Origin of the sequence: Janthinobacterium sp. SUN137, assembly GCF_030587265.1 — a bacterium.
Lineage (GTDB): Bacteria > Pseudomonadota > Gammaproteobacteria > Burkholderiales > Burkholderiaceae_D > Janthinobacterium > Janthinobacterium kumbetense.
The window spans coordinates 21,072-36,494 of the sequence record NZ_JAPWHZ010000001.1 but is presented as its reverse complement, the minus strand read 5'-3'; the positions used below and the strand labels follow the sequence as shown (position 1 = coordinate 36,494).

Sequence of the window (15,423 nt, the reverse complement as noted above, 5' to 3'; positions counted from 1 at the left end):
TGTCTATCAAGGAGAGCATCACATGAACAATTTCCCCAGCATGAAACGCCTGGCCCTGGCCGCAGCCTGCCTGGCGCTGGCCGCCGGCGCCCATGCGGCAGAAGCGACGGCGCCGCTGTCGGCCGCCGCCAGCGACCCGGCCACCTTGCAATGGATGGTGGGCGCGCCGCCGCCGGCCGATAAAATCATCCGCTTCGACGATGGCAGCTATTTCACCTTCCCGCAGTTGCGCTGGAGCGTGTCGCATTTCCGCCAGCTGATGCCGACGGTGGAGGTGGCGCGCGGCTTGAAAGCGCCCGTGCCCTTGCCGCGCGCGCTGCGCACGGATATCGACAGCCTGCGCTTCACGCCCCTGGGGGCGACGGAAACGATGACCTGGGAGCAGTCGCTGGGCGCCAACTACACGGACGGCATCGTCGTGCTGCACCGGGGCCGCATCGTGTATGAGCGCTATTTCGGCGTGCTGAAGGACAGCGGCCAGCATGGCGCCATGTCCGTGACGAAGTCCGTGATGGGCACCATCGGCGCGGCACTGGTGGCTGAAGGCAAGCTCGATCCGAACAAGAAAGTGGCCGAGTATGTGCCGGAACTGGCCAAGTCCGCGTTTGGCGACGCCACCGTGCGCCAAGTGCTCGACATGACCACGGGCCTGAAATTCAGCGAAGATTACGCCGACCCGACAGCGGAAGTGTGGCAGCACGCGGCGGCCGGCAATCCGCTGCCCAAGCCGAAGGATTACACGGGGCCGCGCAGCTATTTCGAGTATTTGCAAACGGTGCGGCACGAGGGCCGGCATGGCGAGGCGTTCGGCTACCGCACGGTGAACTCCGACGTGCTGGGCTGGATCATCGCCCGCGTCACGGGGCAGAACGTCAACGCGTACCTGTCCGAACATATCTGGCAGAAGCTGGGCGCTGAACAGGATGCCTACATGAGCGTCGATTCGACGGGCACGCCGTTTGCCGGCGGCGGCTTGAGCGCGGGCTTGCGCGACCTGGCCCGCTTCGGCGAAATGCTGCGCAACGATGGCCGCTACAACGGCCAGCAAATCATCCCCCGCGCGGCTGTCGCGGATATCCGCCGCGGCGGCGACAAGCAGCTGTTCGCCAAGGGCGGCTACGATTTGCTCAAGGGCTGGAGCTACCGCGACATGTGGTGGGTCACGCATAACGACCATGGCGCCTACATGGCGCGCGGCGTGTATGGTCAGCGCATCTACGTCGACCCGAAGGCGGAAATGGTGATCGTGCGCTTCGCCTCGACGCCGACGGCGGCCAATGCGGCCAATGACCCGACCACCACGCCGGCCTTCGAAGCGCTGGGCAAGCTGCTGCTGGCCAAGCCGAAGTAGGGTGCCAGGCTGACCCTTGCCAGCCGTGCGGCGAAACGGGCACAACTGCAATATACTGTCCTTTCGTTACCACTTGTTGCCTGGGTGATAATTTATTCGTTGCGCGCAAGGAGCAGGCACCGTGGAAACCAGCCAGCCGGATCAACCGCACCCGCCGCTCTGGCGGCGTCTGCTGTGGCCGGTCGCCCAGCTGGGCTCGGCCTTCAAGCTGACGGGCACGCACTTGCTGCACCACGTGATCGGCGCCAGCCTGATCGCCGCGCTGATGCTGGCGCTGGAAGGTTTTCACGTGCTCGAATGGCTCGATGCGGCCATGCTGCGCGCCAGCGCGGCGCAGGAGCAGTTGCTGGACCGGGGCAAGGACCCGGGCGCCGTCTACCGGCCCGGCATCATCGAAATCGACCAGCCCGCGTTCGAACAGGTCTTCGACGAGCGTGAACCGCTGGAACGCACGCGCCTGGAGCAATTGATCGCCGGTGCCGCTGCGCGCGGCAGCAGGGTGCTGGCCATCGACCTGGACCTGGCGCCGGCCGTGTACGAACAGCACAAGGCGGGAGAGCGGCCGCTGGACCGCCTGCTCGACCGGCTGGCCGCCGATGGCCGGCAACTGGTGCTGATCCTGCCCGAGCAATCAGACCGGAATGCGAACCTGCCGTGGATACGCGCGCGCTGCGCGGCCGGCATCCACTTTGCCAGCCCACAAATCCGCGAACGCATGGGCGCCGTCACGCGCATCGAGCTGAAAAGTCCCGTACTGGCGGCCGTGGCCTTCGAGTTGGCGCATGGCGCCGATGAACAGGAGCAGAAGCAGCCCATGCCGGCCGTCCTGTCCGAGCAAAAGCAAGGGCTGGCGCTGGCCGGCCGCGTGTGCCAGCTGGCGCGGCGCACGGGCAGCGAAAAGGAATTGGCGCGCTGGGCGTTCGAACCCGTCATCCGCGGCGACGCCGAGGCGGCGGCCGAACAGAACGCCGTCACCGCGCCGTTTCACCCGGCCGCCGTGGCGCCGGCATTCCTGAACCCCACGCGCACGCGCGTCAAGCTGATCGAAGGCCAGGCCGGCGTGGATGCCGGGGCGTTGCGCAAGAACGTCGTGTATATCGGCAGCACGTATGACGTGCGCGACCGCTATACGACGGCCGAAGGCGAGCAGGCCGGCCTGCACCTGCATGCGGCCGCCCACACGTCGCTGGGCATCGGCACGGCCGACGTCAATAAATATGCGGTGTTCGTAGCCGATATCGTCATCGGCGTGCTGCTGGGCTGCCTGTTCGGCGGCCTGTGGACCCTGTACGGCCGCGCCGAACTGGCCATCGACAAGCGCATGGAAGACCACGATTTCAGCCGCCTGCACCGCATGGGCACCCTGGCGGAATTCTATGGCATCCGCCTGATGCTGGCGCTGGTGTGGGCTTCGCCGTTTGCCATCGGCGCACTGGCCATCTACCTGTCGCGCGGCTTGCTGGAGCAGGGCTGGTGGGTCAATCCCGGCCCCCTGATCGCCGGCATGTTCCTGCACGCGATGTCGCTGCGCGACGAAGCCCACCACCCGCACGAGGAAGTGCCGGGCCTGTCCGTGTGGGCCCAGCTGCGCCGCACGCATCCCGGCATCGTGCTGGTGCAGGCGCCGCTGGCGGTGGTGTTGCTGGTGGTGGCGCTGGTGTAGCGAGATGGCAGTTGATTAATTGATCAGCTTCAACCCCGGCGGCAGCGCCTCGCCCAGCATGCGTTTCGTGTTCGCTTCGTCCAGCTGCGTCACTTCGCTGACCATCGCTTGCCACAGGGGCGGGGCGCCCACGGCTTTCAGACGGGCGAGGATGGTGGCCCGTAAATCGTCGGCGATGTCGCGCGAGCGGTCGCCCGTCATGCGCGCCAGGTGGGTGGCGGCGAAAGCGGCCGGTTCCACCTTTTTCCAGTCCAGCGCCAGCAGCACCTGCAACCAGTCGGCCACGGTGGCGCTGTCGACCACTTCGTGCGCGCTGCCGTGGAAGGGCTGGCGCGCGCCGACCCTGGCCAGCGCCCACAGGGTGTTCGTGTCCGCCGTTTCCCCCTTCTTGCCGGCTTTCTCCAGCCGCTTGATCAGCCAGGCGCCCACTTCGGCCTTGTAGGCGCCGGGGATGCGCTCCAGCGAGGCGCCCAGGCGCAGCATGTCGTCGTCGCTGCCGTTCACGAGGGTGACGGGGCGGCTGCCACGCTGGGCCGCATCGGCTTGCAGGTTGAAGGCGAAGTCGTCGAGCAGGCGCAATTGCTGCTCCGTGTTCAAGCCGCCGGCCACCCGGCGCCACAGGGTCCACCATTCGGCGCGCACCTGGCTATCCTTGTGGTGCTGCACGCCCGTGTCGAACATCGCCCACAGCTGCTCGATGCGCCACGGGTCCAGCGCATCGCCGTAGCCGGGACGCAGGCAGTAGCCGGCCAGATTCAGCCAGACCCGCTCATGCTCGGCGGAGCGGCGCCGGCCGCGGGCGCGCAGCAGGAGGGCGTCGAACAGCTGGCGCAACAGCGGCGTATCCCAGCTTTCGCGCCCGCCCAGCCCCCGTTCCAGGTGCTGGCGCAACTGGCGTACTTCCTTGACGTCGACCTTTTGCGCCTTGCCGCCGAAAATGCGCTCGATCTTCTCGATGGCTTCCTTCATGCGCGGCGACACGGCTTGAGCCTCGCCACCGCCTTGCTCTTCCTTGCCAGCGCGCAGCTGGAATTCCAGCAGCCAGCGCGCACTGGCATCGGCTGCGGCCACGCAATGCACTTCCAGCGTACCCACTTCCGTCATCACGGTGGCCAGCTGCACGGTGATGTCGCGTTTGTCATTACCGCCGTCTTTGGCGTGCAGCACGCTGGCCAGCGGCGGCAGGCGCAAATACTCGCCGTCGTCCAGGTCGACGATCTCGCCCAGCTGCGGCGGCGTGCCCGCCTCAAAGAGGGACGTGGCCAGGTGGAAGCGCACGGGCCGGCCCAGGCGCAAGGCGAACAGGCGCTCCGTCAGGCGGATTTCCTCGCCGCTGGCGCTGCCGCGGGGCAGGATGCAGACGGCGCGGTGGTCCTTGCCCGCCTCGCCCAGCACGAGGAAATAGCTGCGCGGCGAACCGCCGCCGATGCGCGGCGCCTGGCCGCGCCGGGCCAGCGCGTAGGCGACGGCGCCACGGGCCACGGCCACGTCGGGATTGTCGTTGTGCAGGATGGCCAGCGGCTGTCCGCGCCAATGCGCCAGGGTGTCGGCCAGGCGGCGCGCCAATGCGTCGGCGCGGAACACGCCGCCATTCAGCAGCAGGGTATCGGGCAGTGCGCCGGTATGCTGCTGCAGAAAACTGGCCAGGTGGCGCGTGATGGCCGCGTCCTGCGCATACGGCAGGCCGAATTCGACGATGCCGGCGCGGCCTTTTTTCGCCGTGTCGCCCAGCTCCACCTTCGGGAAGAAGCCGTCGACCACCATGGCCGCCACTTCCTCGCGCGTGACGTCGACGGAACGGCTGCCGCCAATCAGGCGCGAACCGGCGCCCAGCAAGGTGACGGTGGTTTTCTCCGGCGCGTCAGCGGACAGCAGCAGCTCCTTGGCGGCGCGGCAGCGCTCCATCAGCTGCGACAGGCGCGCGGCGGACAGCTTCATGCCGCCTTCCTGGCCGGCGGCCAGGCGCGCTTCCACCAGATGGGCCAGCGCCAGGTCCATATTGTCGCCGCCGAGTATCAAATGGTTGCCTACGCTGCTGCGCGTGAGCTGCGGTTCGCCGTCGTCATCGAAGGCCACGTCGATCAGGCTGAAATCGCTGGTACCGCCGCCCACGTCGCAGACTAAAATGCGGCGCGTGTCGGCCAAGTCTGCGCGCAGGGTGGCGCGCCGGCGCTGCAGGAAATCATAGAAGGCCGCCTGCGGTTCTTCCACCAGGCGTAGCGCGGGCAAGCCCGCCATGCGGGCCGCTTCCAGGGTGAGTGCGCGCGCACCCTCGTCGAACGAGGCGGGGATGGTCAGCACCAGTTCCTGCTGCGCCAAAGGAGCGTCGGGAAAGCGGTGGTTCCACGCGGCGTGCACGTAGGCCAGGTAGCTGGCGCTGGCCGCCACGGGCGACACCTTGGCCACGTCGGCCTCGGCGCCCCACGGCAGGATGGGCGCCTGGCGGTCCACGTTCGCGTGCGACAGCCAGCTCTTCGCGCTGGCCACTAACCGGCCCGGCACCTGGGCGCCCAGCTGGCGCGCCAGCGCGCCCAGAACGGCATGCTCGACGCCGGCCACGTCCTGCTGCGGCCACGGCAGCGTCAAGTCGCCCGCCGCCAGTTCGCCGGCGGCGGGATGGTAGCGCAAGGAAGGCAGCAGGGGGCGTGCGCCCACTTCGCCGGGAGCGACCAGCTGCTCGATGGCGAACAGGTTTATTCCTGCCGGCGCATCGCCAGCCGCCGCATACGCGACCACCGTGTTGGTGGTGCCCAGGTCGATGCCGACCAGGAAGGCCGGCTTGCCCACAGCGCTGCGCATGCCTATTGCTGCGGCGTGCCGCGCACGTCGAATTCCACTTTCCAGCGCTCGGCGCCGTCAGGGGAAACGGCCAGCAGTTCCAGGGTGCCCGCTTCCGTCACGCGGGCGTGCAGTGTCACCTGCACCACGTCGCCGGCCGATCGGCCTTCGGCGGACAAGGTGGCCTGGATTTCGCTCAGTTCCTGCAATTCGTCGGGACCCCAGAAATCGAGCAAGTCGCCGATCTGGTCGTTGCGGCGCGTGGACGAGGCGAAGAAGCGGAAGTGCACGGGTTCGCCCACCACCAGGCCGAATTGCTGGCCCGGCAATTCCAATTCGCTGCCTTCTTCCATGCCGAACGGCGCCACGCACAGGGCCTGGATCGGCGGTTCCATGCCGGGGATGGCGGGCATGGCCGATTCGATGGCGACATAGAAGGAGCTGGCCGTGCCGCCGCGGATGCGCACACCATGGCCGCGCCGCACGTAGCTGTAGTAGGCGGCGCCACGCGCCACGGCCAGGTCCAGGTCGGCCCCGGCCAGCATGCGCGCCGGTTCCGCGCCTTCCATATACAGCCAGTCGTTGACGGTGGCCATGATGCGCTGCACCAGCAGGTCGGACTTGAAGACGCCGCCGTTGAACAGCACGGCCGTCGGGTGCAAGAAGCTGGCGTCGGCCGACTGGCGGCCCGCAAAGCCTTCCAGTTCGCTGGTGGCCGCCACTTGCCGGCCCAGGAAGGCGGCCAGGTGGCGCGTGATGGCCGCGTCCTGCGCATACGGCAAGCCCAGTTGCGTCAGGCCGGCGCGCGTGCGCACGGCAGGACGGCTCGACGCTTCCACTTGCGGGAAGAAGCCGTCGAGGATGAAGGTGGACACTTCCGCGCGCGTCAGTTCCGTGCGGATGGAGCCGCCGATCAGTTTCGAGCCGCGGCTCGGCACGACGATGGGCGCCGTTTCCAGGCCGCTGTCGGCCAGCAGGCTTTCCTTGGCGCTGCGGCAGCCATAAGTGAGCGCGCGCATCTGCCAGGCGTCCAACTGGGTGCCGTTGGCGGCCAGCTTGCGGGCCACCAGGTGGGCCAGCGCCAAGTCCATATTGTCGCCGCCCAGCAGGATGTGTTCGCCGACGGCCACGCGGTGCGGTTCCAGCACGCCGTCGCGTTCCAGCACGGCGATCAGCGAAAAGTCGCTGGTGCCGCCGCCCACGTCGACGACCAGGATGATGTCGCCCGGCTTGACTTCCTTGCGCCAGCGGCCTTCGCTGGTCTGTATCCAGCTGTACAGGGCCGCCTGCGGCTCTTCCAGCAGGGTCAGCGAAGCGTAGCCGGCTGCCTGCGCCGCTTCCATCGTCAGTTCGCGCGCGGCCGGATCGAACGAGGCGGGGATGGTGACGGTGATTTCCTGCTGCGCGAACGGTGCTTGCGGGTGGGCGTTGTCCCAGGCCTGGCGCAAATGCGTCAGGTAGCGCGTGGCGGCCGTGATGGGCGAAATGCGCGCGACTTCCGCCGGCGCATCGTTCGGCAGGATCGCCGCGCGGCGGTCCACGCCCGGGTGGCACAGCCAGCTTTTCGCGCTCGACACCAGACGGATCGGCGTGGTGGCGCCGCGGCTGCGGGCCATTTCGCCGACGACGAACGGCGCTTCCGCCTCCTCGGTGACCCAGGGCAGGGCCAGGTCGCCCGCCGCCACTTCATCGGCGTGCGGCAGGTAGACGAACGACGGCAGCAGCGACAATTCTTCGACGGTGCCCGGCGCCGACAGCTGCGGCACTTTCAGCACGCCGTGGCTCGATTGCTCGCCGTCGCTCTCGACCAGGTTTACATACGACAGGGCGCTGTGGGTAGTGCCCAGGTCGATGCCGATGGCGTAGCGCGGGCTTGGATTGGCTTGATCGTTCACAGTTCCACCTCGGCTGGCGCCAGGATGGCGGCGTCGTGCTGCTCGCTCAGTTTCGGCAGGCGCACGCTGGATGCGCGCCAGCCGCGGTGGCTGAGGGTGCCCGTGAACGGCGCGGAACCGACCACGTTGCCCGTCAGGCGTACTTGCGCGGAATCAAAACCTTCCTGCAGCACGATGCGGCTGCCTTCGGCTTCCTGGCGCACGGCCTCGATGGTGAAGTATTCGCGCATGACCTTGGCGCAGCCTTCATGTACGACGCGGGCGGCCGCGCCGATGTCGGCATCGGCATGGCTGCCCAGGTTTTCCTGGGTAAAGTCGATTAATCGCGCTTCGCGTTGCAGCAAGGCCAGCAATTGCAGGGCGGCATCGGGCGTGGCTTCCTTCAAAATGACGGGCGCGGCGGCCGGCGTCGGCACGGGGGCGGGCGCCGGAGCCGGGGCCACTGGCGCCACCGGGGCGGCTTCGGGCAAGGACAGCTTTTCCACGCGGGCCGCATAGGCGGCGTCCGACAAGGTGCTGAAGAAGGCGCCGAAAGCCAGCGGGACTCGGCGCCAGAACGATGGGTGGGACGATGAAGTGCTCATAGGGAACTCGTTTCTCTGATCTGTAGGGAGGCGTCGGCGGCGGGGGCCGCTTCGCAAGGTAGTGCCATGTGCGGGGCCAACAGGGCCGGCTGCGTTTGCCCGCATGATACCAGCTACCGGGCCGCCGCCAAAGTCGCCGCCCCCCAGGCAGGCAGGCCGAAGCGTGGATTTTCTTTGTTCCTGCGCAAGGAAACGTTCGATTTCGTGCCGCTTCGACTAGAATCGCGCATTATCTTTTTGCATGACCTCGATGCCATGTCTACCGACTTTTCCCTGTACTTAGCCAGCAGCACTTACATCGACAGCGACCATCCGGCCGTGCGCGCCAGGGCGACCGCACTGGCGGAGGGCGCGGTGGGCGACGCCGCGATCGCGGCCCGCTGCTTGGCCTTCGTGCGCGACGAGGTCGCCCACAGCTGGGACTACCGGCGCAATCCCGTCACCTGCCGCGCGTCCGACGTCTTGCAGCATGGCACGGGCTACTGCTATGCGAAGAGCCATCTGCTGGCCGCGCTGCTGCGCGCCAACGGCATTCCTGCCGGCCTGTGCTACCAGCGCCTGGCCGTGGGCGAGGTGGGGCCGCCGTTCTGCCTGCATGGCTTGAATGCCGTGTATCTGCAAGAGTTTGGCTGGTACCGCATCGATGCGCGCGGCAACAAGCCCGGCGTCGCTGCCGCCTTCACGCCGCCACGGGAACAGCTGGCCTTTCCCGTGCTGGCGCCCGAAGAGCGCGACTTGCCGGAAATCTGGCCGGAACCGTTGCCGCAGGTGGTGGCGTCCTTGACTTGCCATGCGACCGTGCAGGATGTGGCGGCGCACTTGCCCGATATCGAATTGTTGCCGCTGCAAAAATAATCCAAAGAAAGAAATCATGAAAAAAATATCCATATGCCTGTTTGGACTGTTGCTGCTGGCCGGCTGCGGCAGCAAGGGCGAGAGCGGCGGGCAATCGAGCGCCGCGCGTCTCGATGGCAAGGAAAAGGGCAGCGAGTTTCTTGCCTATGAGCATAATGTCAGCGTCGATACGCACGAAGCGCAAGTGCGTCCCCTGTATGAAAAAGTGGTCGCCGCCTGCAAGGCCGATACGGAAAACGGCTGTCTGCTGCTCGATTCCAGCGTCGACAGCGGCCGCTACGTGCATGCGCGCATCAGCATGCGCGCCAAGCCGGCCGGCATCAAGAAGCTGGTCGCGCTGGTCGCGGCCGAAGGCGACGTCACCAGCCAGGGCACCAAGGTGGAAGACCTGGGCCGTCCGGTGCTCGACAGCAAGAAACGCCTGGAAATGCTCAAGCAATACCAGGCGCAGCTGCAAGACCTGGAAAAGCGCTCGGGCACCAACGTCGATGCCCTCATCAAGGTGACCAAGGAGCTGGCCACCGTGCAAGTGGAGCTGGAGCAGGCGACGGCCGCCAACGCGCTATTGATGCAGCGCATCGATACGGACTTGTTGAACGTGGCCATCAGCGCCGAAGGCAAGCAATCGTTCTGGCGCCCCGTCAAGCGCGCGCTGGGCAATTTCACGGAAAACCTGTCGGAAGGCGTGGCCAACGCCATCACGGCCATGGCCTACATCCTGCCGTGGCTGATCGCTTTCGTGCTGCTGTTCCCGCTGGGCCGCAAGGGCTGGCGCCGTTTGCGCGGCATCAAGCGCTAGGCGCGCGCCGCAGACGTGAACAGGGCCTGCGCGCGGCAGGCCCTGGAACGGCGTCACATGCTTGCCGCGCGGCTTGATCAGGCGCTGCGGTTCGCCGGGTTGGCAGACACGACTTCGGCCGCTTTTTTCGGACGTTTCTTGATATTGCTGCCCGTACTGCCTTCATCGTCGACCTTGACCTGGCTCGTGCTTACGCCGCCCGCCGGGGCCGTAGGTGTGGCACATGCGCTCAACAGCAACAGGGCGCACACGCCCGCGATCATATTTTTCATGAGTGAACTACCTAAGTGAGTTAAGTAAAGGGAAAGAAGCAAGTGCCACGCTGATTTCAGTTTACTTACGCCGCCAAGCAATGCGACATAAGAGAGTCACATCTTAGTGCGCTTATCAAGAAAGCTCAATTATTTTTTAGGTAATTGCATTATTGGCATTTCCTCGCCGTTTTTCCTGGAGAGGGCCCCCCCCCCCGGATTCCCCAGGAAGTGGCGCTGCCGCACCAAAACGGTGGGCCGCGCGCCACCCTTGCCGCCCAGTCCCCGCAACTCCAGGGCAATGTGCCTGGCATGCATTCTGCTTTAACAACATCGCAGGCCCAGCTCGACCCCCACGAACCCATCACAGGAGTCCCCATGTCACGACGCATCATCCTGAAAGCCGCCGCCGCCGGCGCACTGGCCCTGGCCACGTCCACTTATATGCAGGCAGCCCTGGCCGCCGACACGATCAAGGTGGGCATTTTGCACTCCCTGTCGGGCACCATGGCCATTTCCGAAACGTCGCTCAAGGATGTGGCGCTGATGACGATTGCCGAGATCAATGCCAAAGGCGGCGTGCTGGGCAAGAAGCTGGAAGCCGTCGTCGTCGATCCCGCGTCGAACTGGCCCTTGTTTGCGGAAAAAGCGCGCCAGCTGGTAGCGCAGGATAAAGTGGCTGTCGTGTTCGGTTGCTGGACGTCCGTGTCGCGCAAGTCGGTGTTGCCCGTATTCAAGGAACTCAACAGCCTGCTGTTTTACCCGGTGCAATACGAGGGCGAGGAGCTGGAAAAGAATGTGTTCTATACGGGCGCCGCGCCGAACCAGCAGGCGATACCCGCCGTGGAATACCTGATGAGCAAGGATGGCGGCGGCGCCAAGCGCTTTGTGCTGCTGGGCACGGATTACGTGTATCCGCGCACCACCAACAAGATCCTGCGCGCCTTCCTGAAAAGCAAAGGTGTCAAGGATAGCGACATCAGCGAGGTCTACACGCCGTTCGGCCATGCCGACTATCAAACCATCGTCGCCAACATCAAGAAGTTTTCCACGGGCGGCAAGACGGCCGTCATTTCCACCATCAATGGCGATTCCAACGTGCCGTTCTACAAGGAACTGGGCAATGCAGGCTTGAAAGCCACGGACGTGCCCGTCGTCGCGTTTTCCGTGGGCGAGGAAGAGTTGCGCGGCATCGATACCAAGCCGCTGCTCGGTCATCTGGCGGCCTGGAATTATTTCGAATCCGTCAAGAATCCCGTGAATACAGCCTTCATCAAGCAGTGGAAGGCGTATGCGGTGGCGCAAAAGCTGTCGAATGCGGGGTCGGTCGTGACGAACGACCCGATGGAAGCGACCTACGTGGGCATCCACATGTGGGCGCAAGCCGTGGAAAAGGCGAAATCGACGGAGACGGACAAGGTGATCGCCGCCATGGCGGGCCAGAGCGTCAAGGCGCCATCGGGCTTTACCCTGACCATGGATGCCACGAATCACCACTTGCACAAGCCCGTGATGATCGGCGAAATCAAGGCCGATGGGCAATTCAATGTCGTGTGGAAAACCAAGGAAGCAATACGCGCCCAGCCGTGGAGCCCGTTTATCAAGGGCAATGAGGGCAAGCAAAAGCTGTAAAAGCTACGCCGGCGCCATCGGGCCATGCGTCCGGTGGCGCCGACCATCAACGCTTTCCCGGGATATCAATGAGGCTATTCACATCGCTGCTGGTCTTCGCCTGCCTGTGCCTGTCGTCCATGGCGCAGGCTGCCATCCCTCCCGACCTGCTCAAGCCGCTGGCCGGCGACGATCCCGACGCCAGGGTCGCCGCCGTCGCGCAGATCGCCGCCCTTGCCACGCCCGAGGCCGCCCGTGTGCTGCAAGCCTTGCAGGACGACGCGTTATATGCCACGCCCGATGGCAAGGTGTATATCGTCGACGGCGAGCAGGCGCTTGACCCGGCGCTCGGCAAGAATGTGCCGCTGCCGGACGGCATCGATGGCGTGATGGTCAACAACCGCTTGCGCTCGGCCGTGGCAGGCGCCTTGTCGGGGCTGAAACTGCTGGCGCCGGAACGGGCCGAACGGCTGGCGGCCGCGCAAGCGTTGCAAAAGGCGGTTGATCCCGCGCAGCTTCCCTTGATCCGCGCGGCGCTGGCGCAGGAAAACGATGCTGAAATTACACAGATTTTGCAGGTGCTGATCGCCAGCGCCAACCTGCATGCGCCCGATGTCGCCACGCGCAAGGCCGCCGTGCAGGCGCTGGCCGGCAGCAGCGATGCGCGCCTGCTGCCCGTGCTGCAAGCCATGCTGGAGAAAGGGCCAGATGGCAAGGCCGGAGAGCCGGACGAGGCCGTGCAACTGGCCGCCATCGAGACCATGCGCCAGATCAAGGGACGAGTGGCGCGCATGGAGTTCGCCGGCAATGTGTTTTACGGCATTTCGCTGGGCAGCGTGCTGCTGCTGGCGGCCCTGGGCCTGGCCATCACGTTCGGCTTGATGGGCATCATCAACATGGCGCATGGCGAACTGCTGATGATAGGCGCTTACACGACGTATCTGTGCCAGCTGTTTTTCCGCAACTTCCTGCCCGGCGTGCAGGACTGGTATTTGCTGACCGCCTTGCCTGCCGCTTTTTTCGTCTCCGGCCTGGTGGGCGTAGTGCTGGAACGCACGGTGATCCGCTGGCTGTATGGCCGGCCGCTGGAAACCTTGCTGGCCACCTGGGGCATCAGCCTGATCCTCATGCAGGCGGTGCGCACGATCTTTGGCGCGCAAAACGTGGAAGTGGCCAATCCCGCCTGGATGTCGGGCGGCGTCACCGTGCTGGGCGGCCTCGTGCTGCCGTACAACCGCCTGGCCATCATCGTTTTTGCCATCGTTGTGGTGGTGGCCGTGTGGTTGATCTTGAACAAGACGCGACTGGGACTGTTCGTGCGGGCCGTCACGCAAAACCGGCGCATGGCCGATTGCGTGGGCGTGGCCACGGGCAAGGTGGACATGCTGACCTTCGGCCTCGGCTCCGGCATCGCCGGGCTCGGCGGCGTGGCCCTGTCGCAGCTGGGCAATGTGGGGCCGGACCTGGGCCAAAGCTACATCGTCGATTCCTTCATGGTGGTGGTGCTCGGCGGCGTGGGCCAGCTGGCCGGCACCGTGATCGCCGCGCTGGGCCTGGGCGAAGTCAATAAATTCCTCGAACCGGTGGCGGGCGCCGTGCTGGCGAAGATCGCCATTTTGATATTCATCATCATTTTCATCCAGCGCCGGCCGCAGGGCCTGTTTGCCATGAAGGGACGCAGCGTCGAATGATTACCTCCCATCAAATCAAGCCTGGCCTGTTCACGCGGCCTGTCTGGCTGGCGATTGCCGCCTGCACATTACTGGCGGCGTTGTTGCCGATTTTTAACCTGGCGTTTGCCGAAGGGCATGCCTTGCACGTGTCCGCTTACACGGTGGCGCTGGTGGGCAAGTTCATGTGCTACGCGCTGGCCGCGCTGGCGCTGGACCTCGTCTGGGGCTACACGGGCATATTGTCCCTGGGCCACGGCGTATTCTTTGCCCTGGGCGCGTATGCGCACGGCATGTATCTGATGCGCGCCATCGGCGACCAGGGCCAGTATCACAGCAGCTTGCCCGACTTCATGGTCTTTCTCGACTGGAAAACCTACCCCTGGTACTGGGCCTTCACGGAACATTTCTGGTATTGCATGGCCCTCGTCGTGCTGGTGCCGGGCGTGCTCGCCTTCGTGTTCGGTTACTTTGCGTTCCGCTCGCGCATCAAGGGCGTGTATTTTTCCATCATCACGCAAGCGATGACGTATGCCTTCATGCTCTTGTTCTTCCGCAATGACACTGGCTTTGGCGGCAACAACGGTTTCACGGACTTCAAGACGATCTTGGGCCACAGCATCACGGCGCCCGCCACGCGGGCCGTGCTGTTCCTGCTGACCCTGGCCTTCCTGCTGGCGGCCCTGGTGGGCGCGCGCGCCATCGTCCGCTCGAAGCTGGGCCGGGTGCTGCAGGGCGTGCGCGACAGCGAGGCGCGCTTGATGTTTCTCGGCTACAACCCGCTGTGGTTCAAGCTGTTCGTGTGGACCTTGTCGGCCGTGCTGTGCGGCATCGCTGGCGCCCTGTACGTGCCACAAGTGGGCATCATCAATCCGTCCGAGATGTCGCCGGCCAACTCCATCGAGATGGTCGTGTGGGTGGCCGTGGGCGGGCGCGGCACCTTGCTCGGCCCGATTCTGGGCGCCTTCACCGTCAACGGCTTGAAAAGCTGGTTCACGGCCGCCATGCCGGAACTGTGGCTGTTCGCGCTGGGCTTGCTGTTCATCGTCGTCACCCTGTTCATGCAGCAAGGCATGCTGGGCGTATTGAGCAAGCTCAAACGTAAAAAAGCCGCCGTCGTGGCAGAGGAGGCCGCATGAGTATCCGCATGTTGCCCGGCATGGCCAGCGCCGAAGCGGGCCCCACGTATGCGCGCGTGAAGGGCGAGGGCGTCGACACGACGCATGGCGCCATTTTGTATCTGGAAGATATCAGCGTGTCGTTCGACGGTTTCAAGGCCATCAACAAGCTCAGTCTCGATATTTCCGTGGGCGAATTGCGCTGCATCATCGGTCCGAATGGCGCGGGCAAGACGACGATGATGGACGTGATCACGGGCAAGACCCGGCCCACGTCCGGCACGGCCTGGTTCGGACAAACGATGAATCTGGCGACCATGACGGAAGCGCAGATCGCCCACTCGGGCATCGGCCGCAAGTTCCAGCGTCCCACCGTGTTCGAGCAGCACACGGTGTTCGACAACCTGGAACTGGCGATGAAGATGGACAAGCGCGTGGCACCCACCCTGTTTGCGCGCCTCACGTCCGAGCAGGCAGGCAAGATCGAAGCGGTATTGCGCTTGATCCGCCTCAACGGCCACGAAGCGCGGCCGGCCGGTTTGCTGTCGCACGGGCAAAAACAGTGGCTGGAAATCGGCATGCTGCTGATGCAGGAGCCGCAGCTGATTTTATTGGATGAACCGGTGGCCGGCATGTCGGATGCGGAAACGGCGCGCACGGCGGAATTGCTCAATGAATTACGGGGCAAACATTCGATCATGGTGGTCGAGCACGACATGGGCTTTGTGACGGAAATCGCCCGGCAAGGCATCGTCACCGTGCTGCACGAGGGATCCGTGCTGGCGCAGGGCCGCATGGACGAGGTGCAAGCCGACGAGCGGGTCATCGAAGTCTATCTGGGAAGGTAA

Annotated in this window: 12 protein-coding genes; 8 read left to right on the top strand and 4 right to left on the bottom strand. The window is 65.3% G+C overall.

Going from position 1 to position 15,423, the window contains the following annotated elements:
- Positions 1-22 precede the first annotated feature (22 nt).
- Together O3298_RS00150 and O3298_RS00145 are read left to right on the top strand one after the other, a co-directional pair.
- A complete protein-coding gene (locus tag O3298_RS00150) occupies positions 23-1,351 on the top strand; it encodes a serine hydrolase domain-containing protein (RefSeq protein WP_369811425.1) in 1,329 nt (442 codons plus the stop codon).
- A gap of 121 nt (positions 1,352-1,472) precedes the next feature.
- On the top strand, positions 1,473-3,014 hold the full coding sequence (locus O3298_RS00145) for a CHASE2 domain-containing protein (RefSeq protein ID WP_305058242.1): 1,542 nt from the start codon (positions 1,473-1,475) through the stop codon (positions 3,012-3,014).
- Positions 3,015-3,029: 15 nt separating this feature from the next.
- On the opposite strand, the gene O3298_RS00140 is transcribed toward O3298_RS00145, so the two are convergent.
- The 3 genes from O3298_RS00140 to O3298_RS00130 are packed head-to-tail and all read right to left on the bottom strand — an operon-like array spanning position 3,030 to position 8,271.
- Positions 3,030-5,813 carry an Hsp70 family protein gene (locus O3298_RS00140; protein ID WP_305058241.1) on the bottom strand — a complete coding sequence of 928 codons (2,784 nt, stop codon included), beginning with the start codon at positions 5,811-5,813 and terminating at the stop codon, positions 3,030-3,032.
- A 2-nt stretch (positions 5,814-5,815) separates the two neighbouring features.
- On the bottom strand, positions 5,816-7,687 hold the full coding sequence (locus tag O3298_RS00135) for an Hsp70 family protein (protein WP_305058240.1): 1,872 nt from the start codon (positions 7,685-7,687) through the stop codon (positions 5,816-5,818).
- A complete protein-coding gene (locus tag O3298_RS00130) occupies positions 7,684-8,271 on the bottom strand; it encodes a DUF2760 domain-containing protein (protein WP_099667297.1) in 588 nt (195 codons plus the stop codon). The genes O3298_RS00135 and O3298_RS00130 overlap by 4 nt, the downstream gene beginning before the upstream one ends.
- 255 nt (positions 8,272-8,526) lie before the next feature.
- On the opposite strand from O3298_RS00130, the gene O3298_RS00125 reads away from it, so the two are divergent.
- Both O3298_RS00125 and O3298_RS00120 read left to right on the top strand, forming a co-directional pair.
- Positions 8,527-9,126 (top strand): transglutaminase family protein, encoded by a 600-nt coding sequence (locus O3298_RS00125; RefSeq protein WP_305058239.1) that lies wholly within the window; start codon positions 8,527-8,529, stop codon positions 9,124-9,126.
- Positions 9,127-9,142: 16 nt separating this feature from the next.
- Positions 9,143-9,925: a DUF4349 domain-containing protein gene (locus tag O3298_RS00120; protein WP_289916228.1), complete on the top strand. Its 783-nt coding sequence runs from the start codon at positions 9,143-9,145 to the stop codon at positions 9,923-9,925.
- Between the two features lie 77 nt (positions 9,926-10,002).
- On the opposite strand, the gene O3298_RS00115 is transcribed toward O3298_RS00120, so the two are convergent.
- Positions 10,003-10,197: a hypothetical protein gene (locus O3298_RS00115; protein ID WP_305058238.1), complete on the bottom strand. Its 195-nt coding sequence runs from the start codon at positions 10,195-10,197 to the stop codon at positions 10,003-10,005.
- Between the two features lie 357 nt (positions 10,198-10,554).
- Here O3298_RS00115 and urtA point away from each other — a divergent pair, with 357 nt between their 5' ends.
- From urtA to urtD, 4 genes are all read left to right on the top strand, one after another.
- Positions 10,555-11,808: an urea ABC transporter substrate-binding protein gene (gene urtA / locus O3298_RS00110; protein WP_305058237.1), complete on the top strand. Its 1,254-nt coding sequence runs from the start codon at positions 10,555-10,557 to the stop codon at positions 11,806-11,808.
- Between the two features lie 68 nt (positions 11,809-11,876).
- Entirely contained in the window at positions 11,877-13,478 is a 1,602-nt protein-coding gene (gene urtB / locus O3298_RS00105) for an urea ABC transporter permease subunit UrtB (protein WP_305058236.1), read from the top strand.
- Positions 13,475-14,596: an urea ABC transporter permease subunit UrtC gene (urtC, locus tag O3298_RS00100; protein WP_180278740.1), complete on the top strand. Its 1,122-nt coding sequence runs from the start codon at positions 13,475-13,477 to the stop codon at positions 14,594-14,596. The genes urtB and urtC overlap by 4 nt, the downstream gene beginning before the upstream one ends.
- Entirely contained in the window at positions 14,593-15,423 is an 831-nt protein-coding gene (gene urtD / locus O3298_RS00095; RefSeq protein WP_305058235.1) for an urea ABC transporter ATP-binding protein UrtD, read from the top strand. The genes urtC and urtD overlap by 4 nt, the downstream gene beginning before the upstream one ends.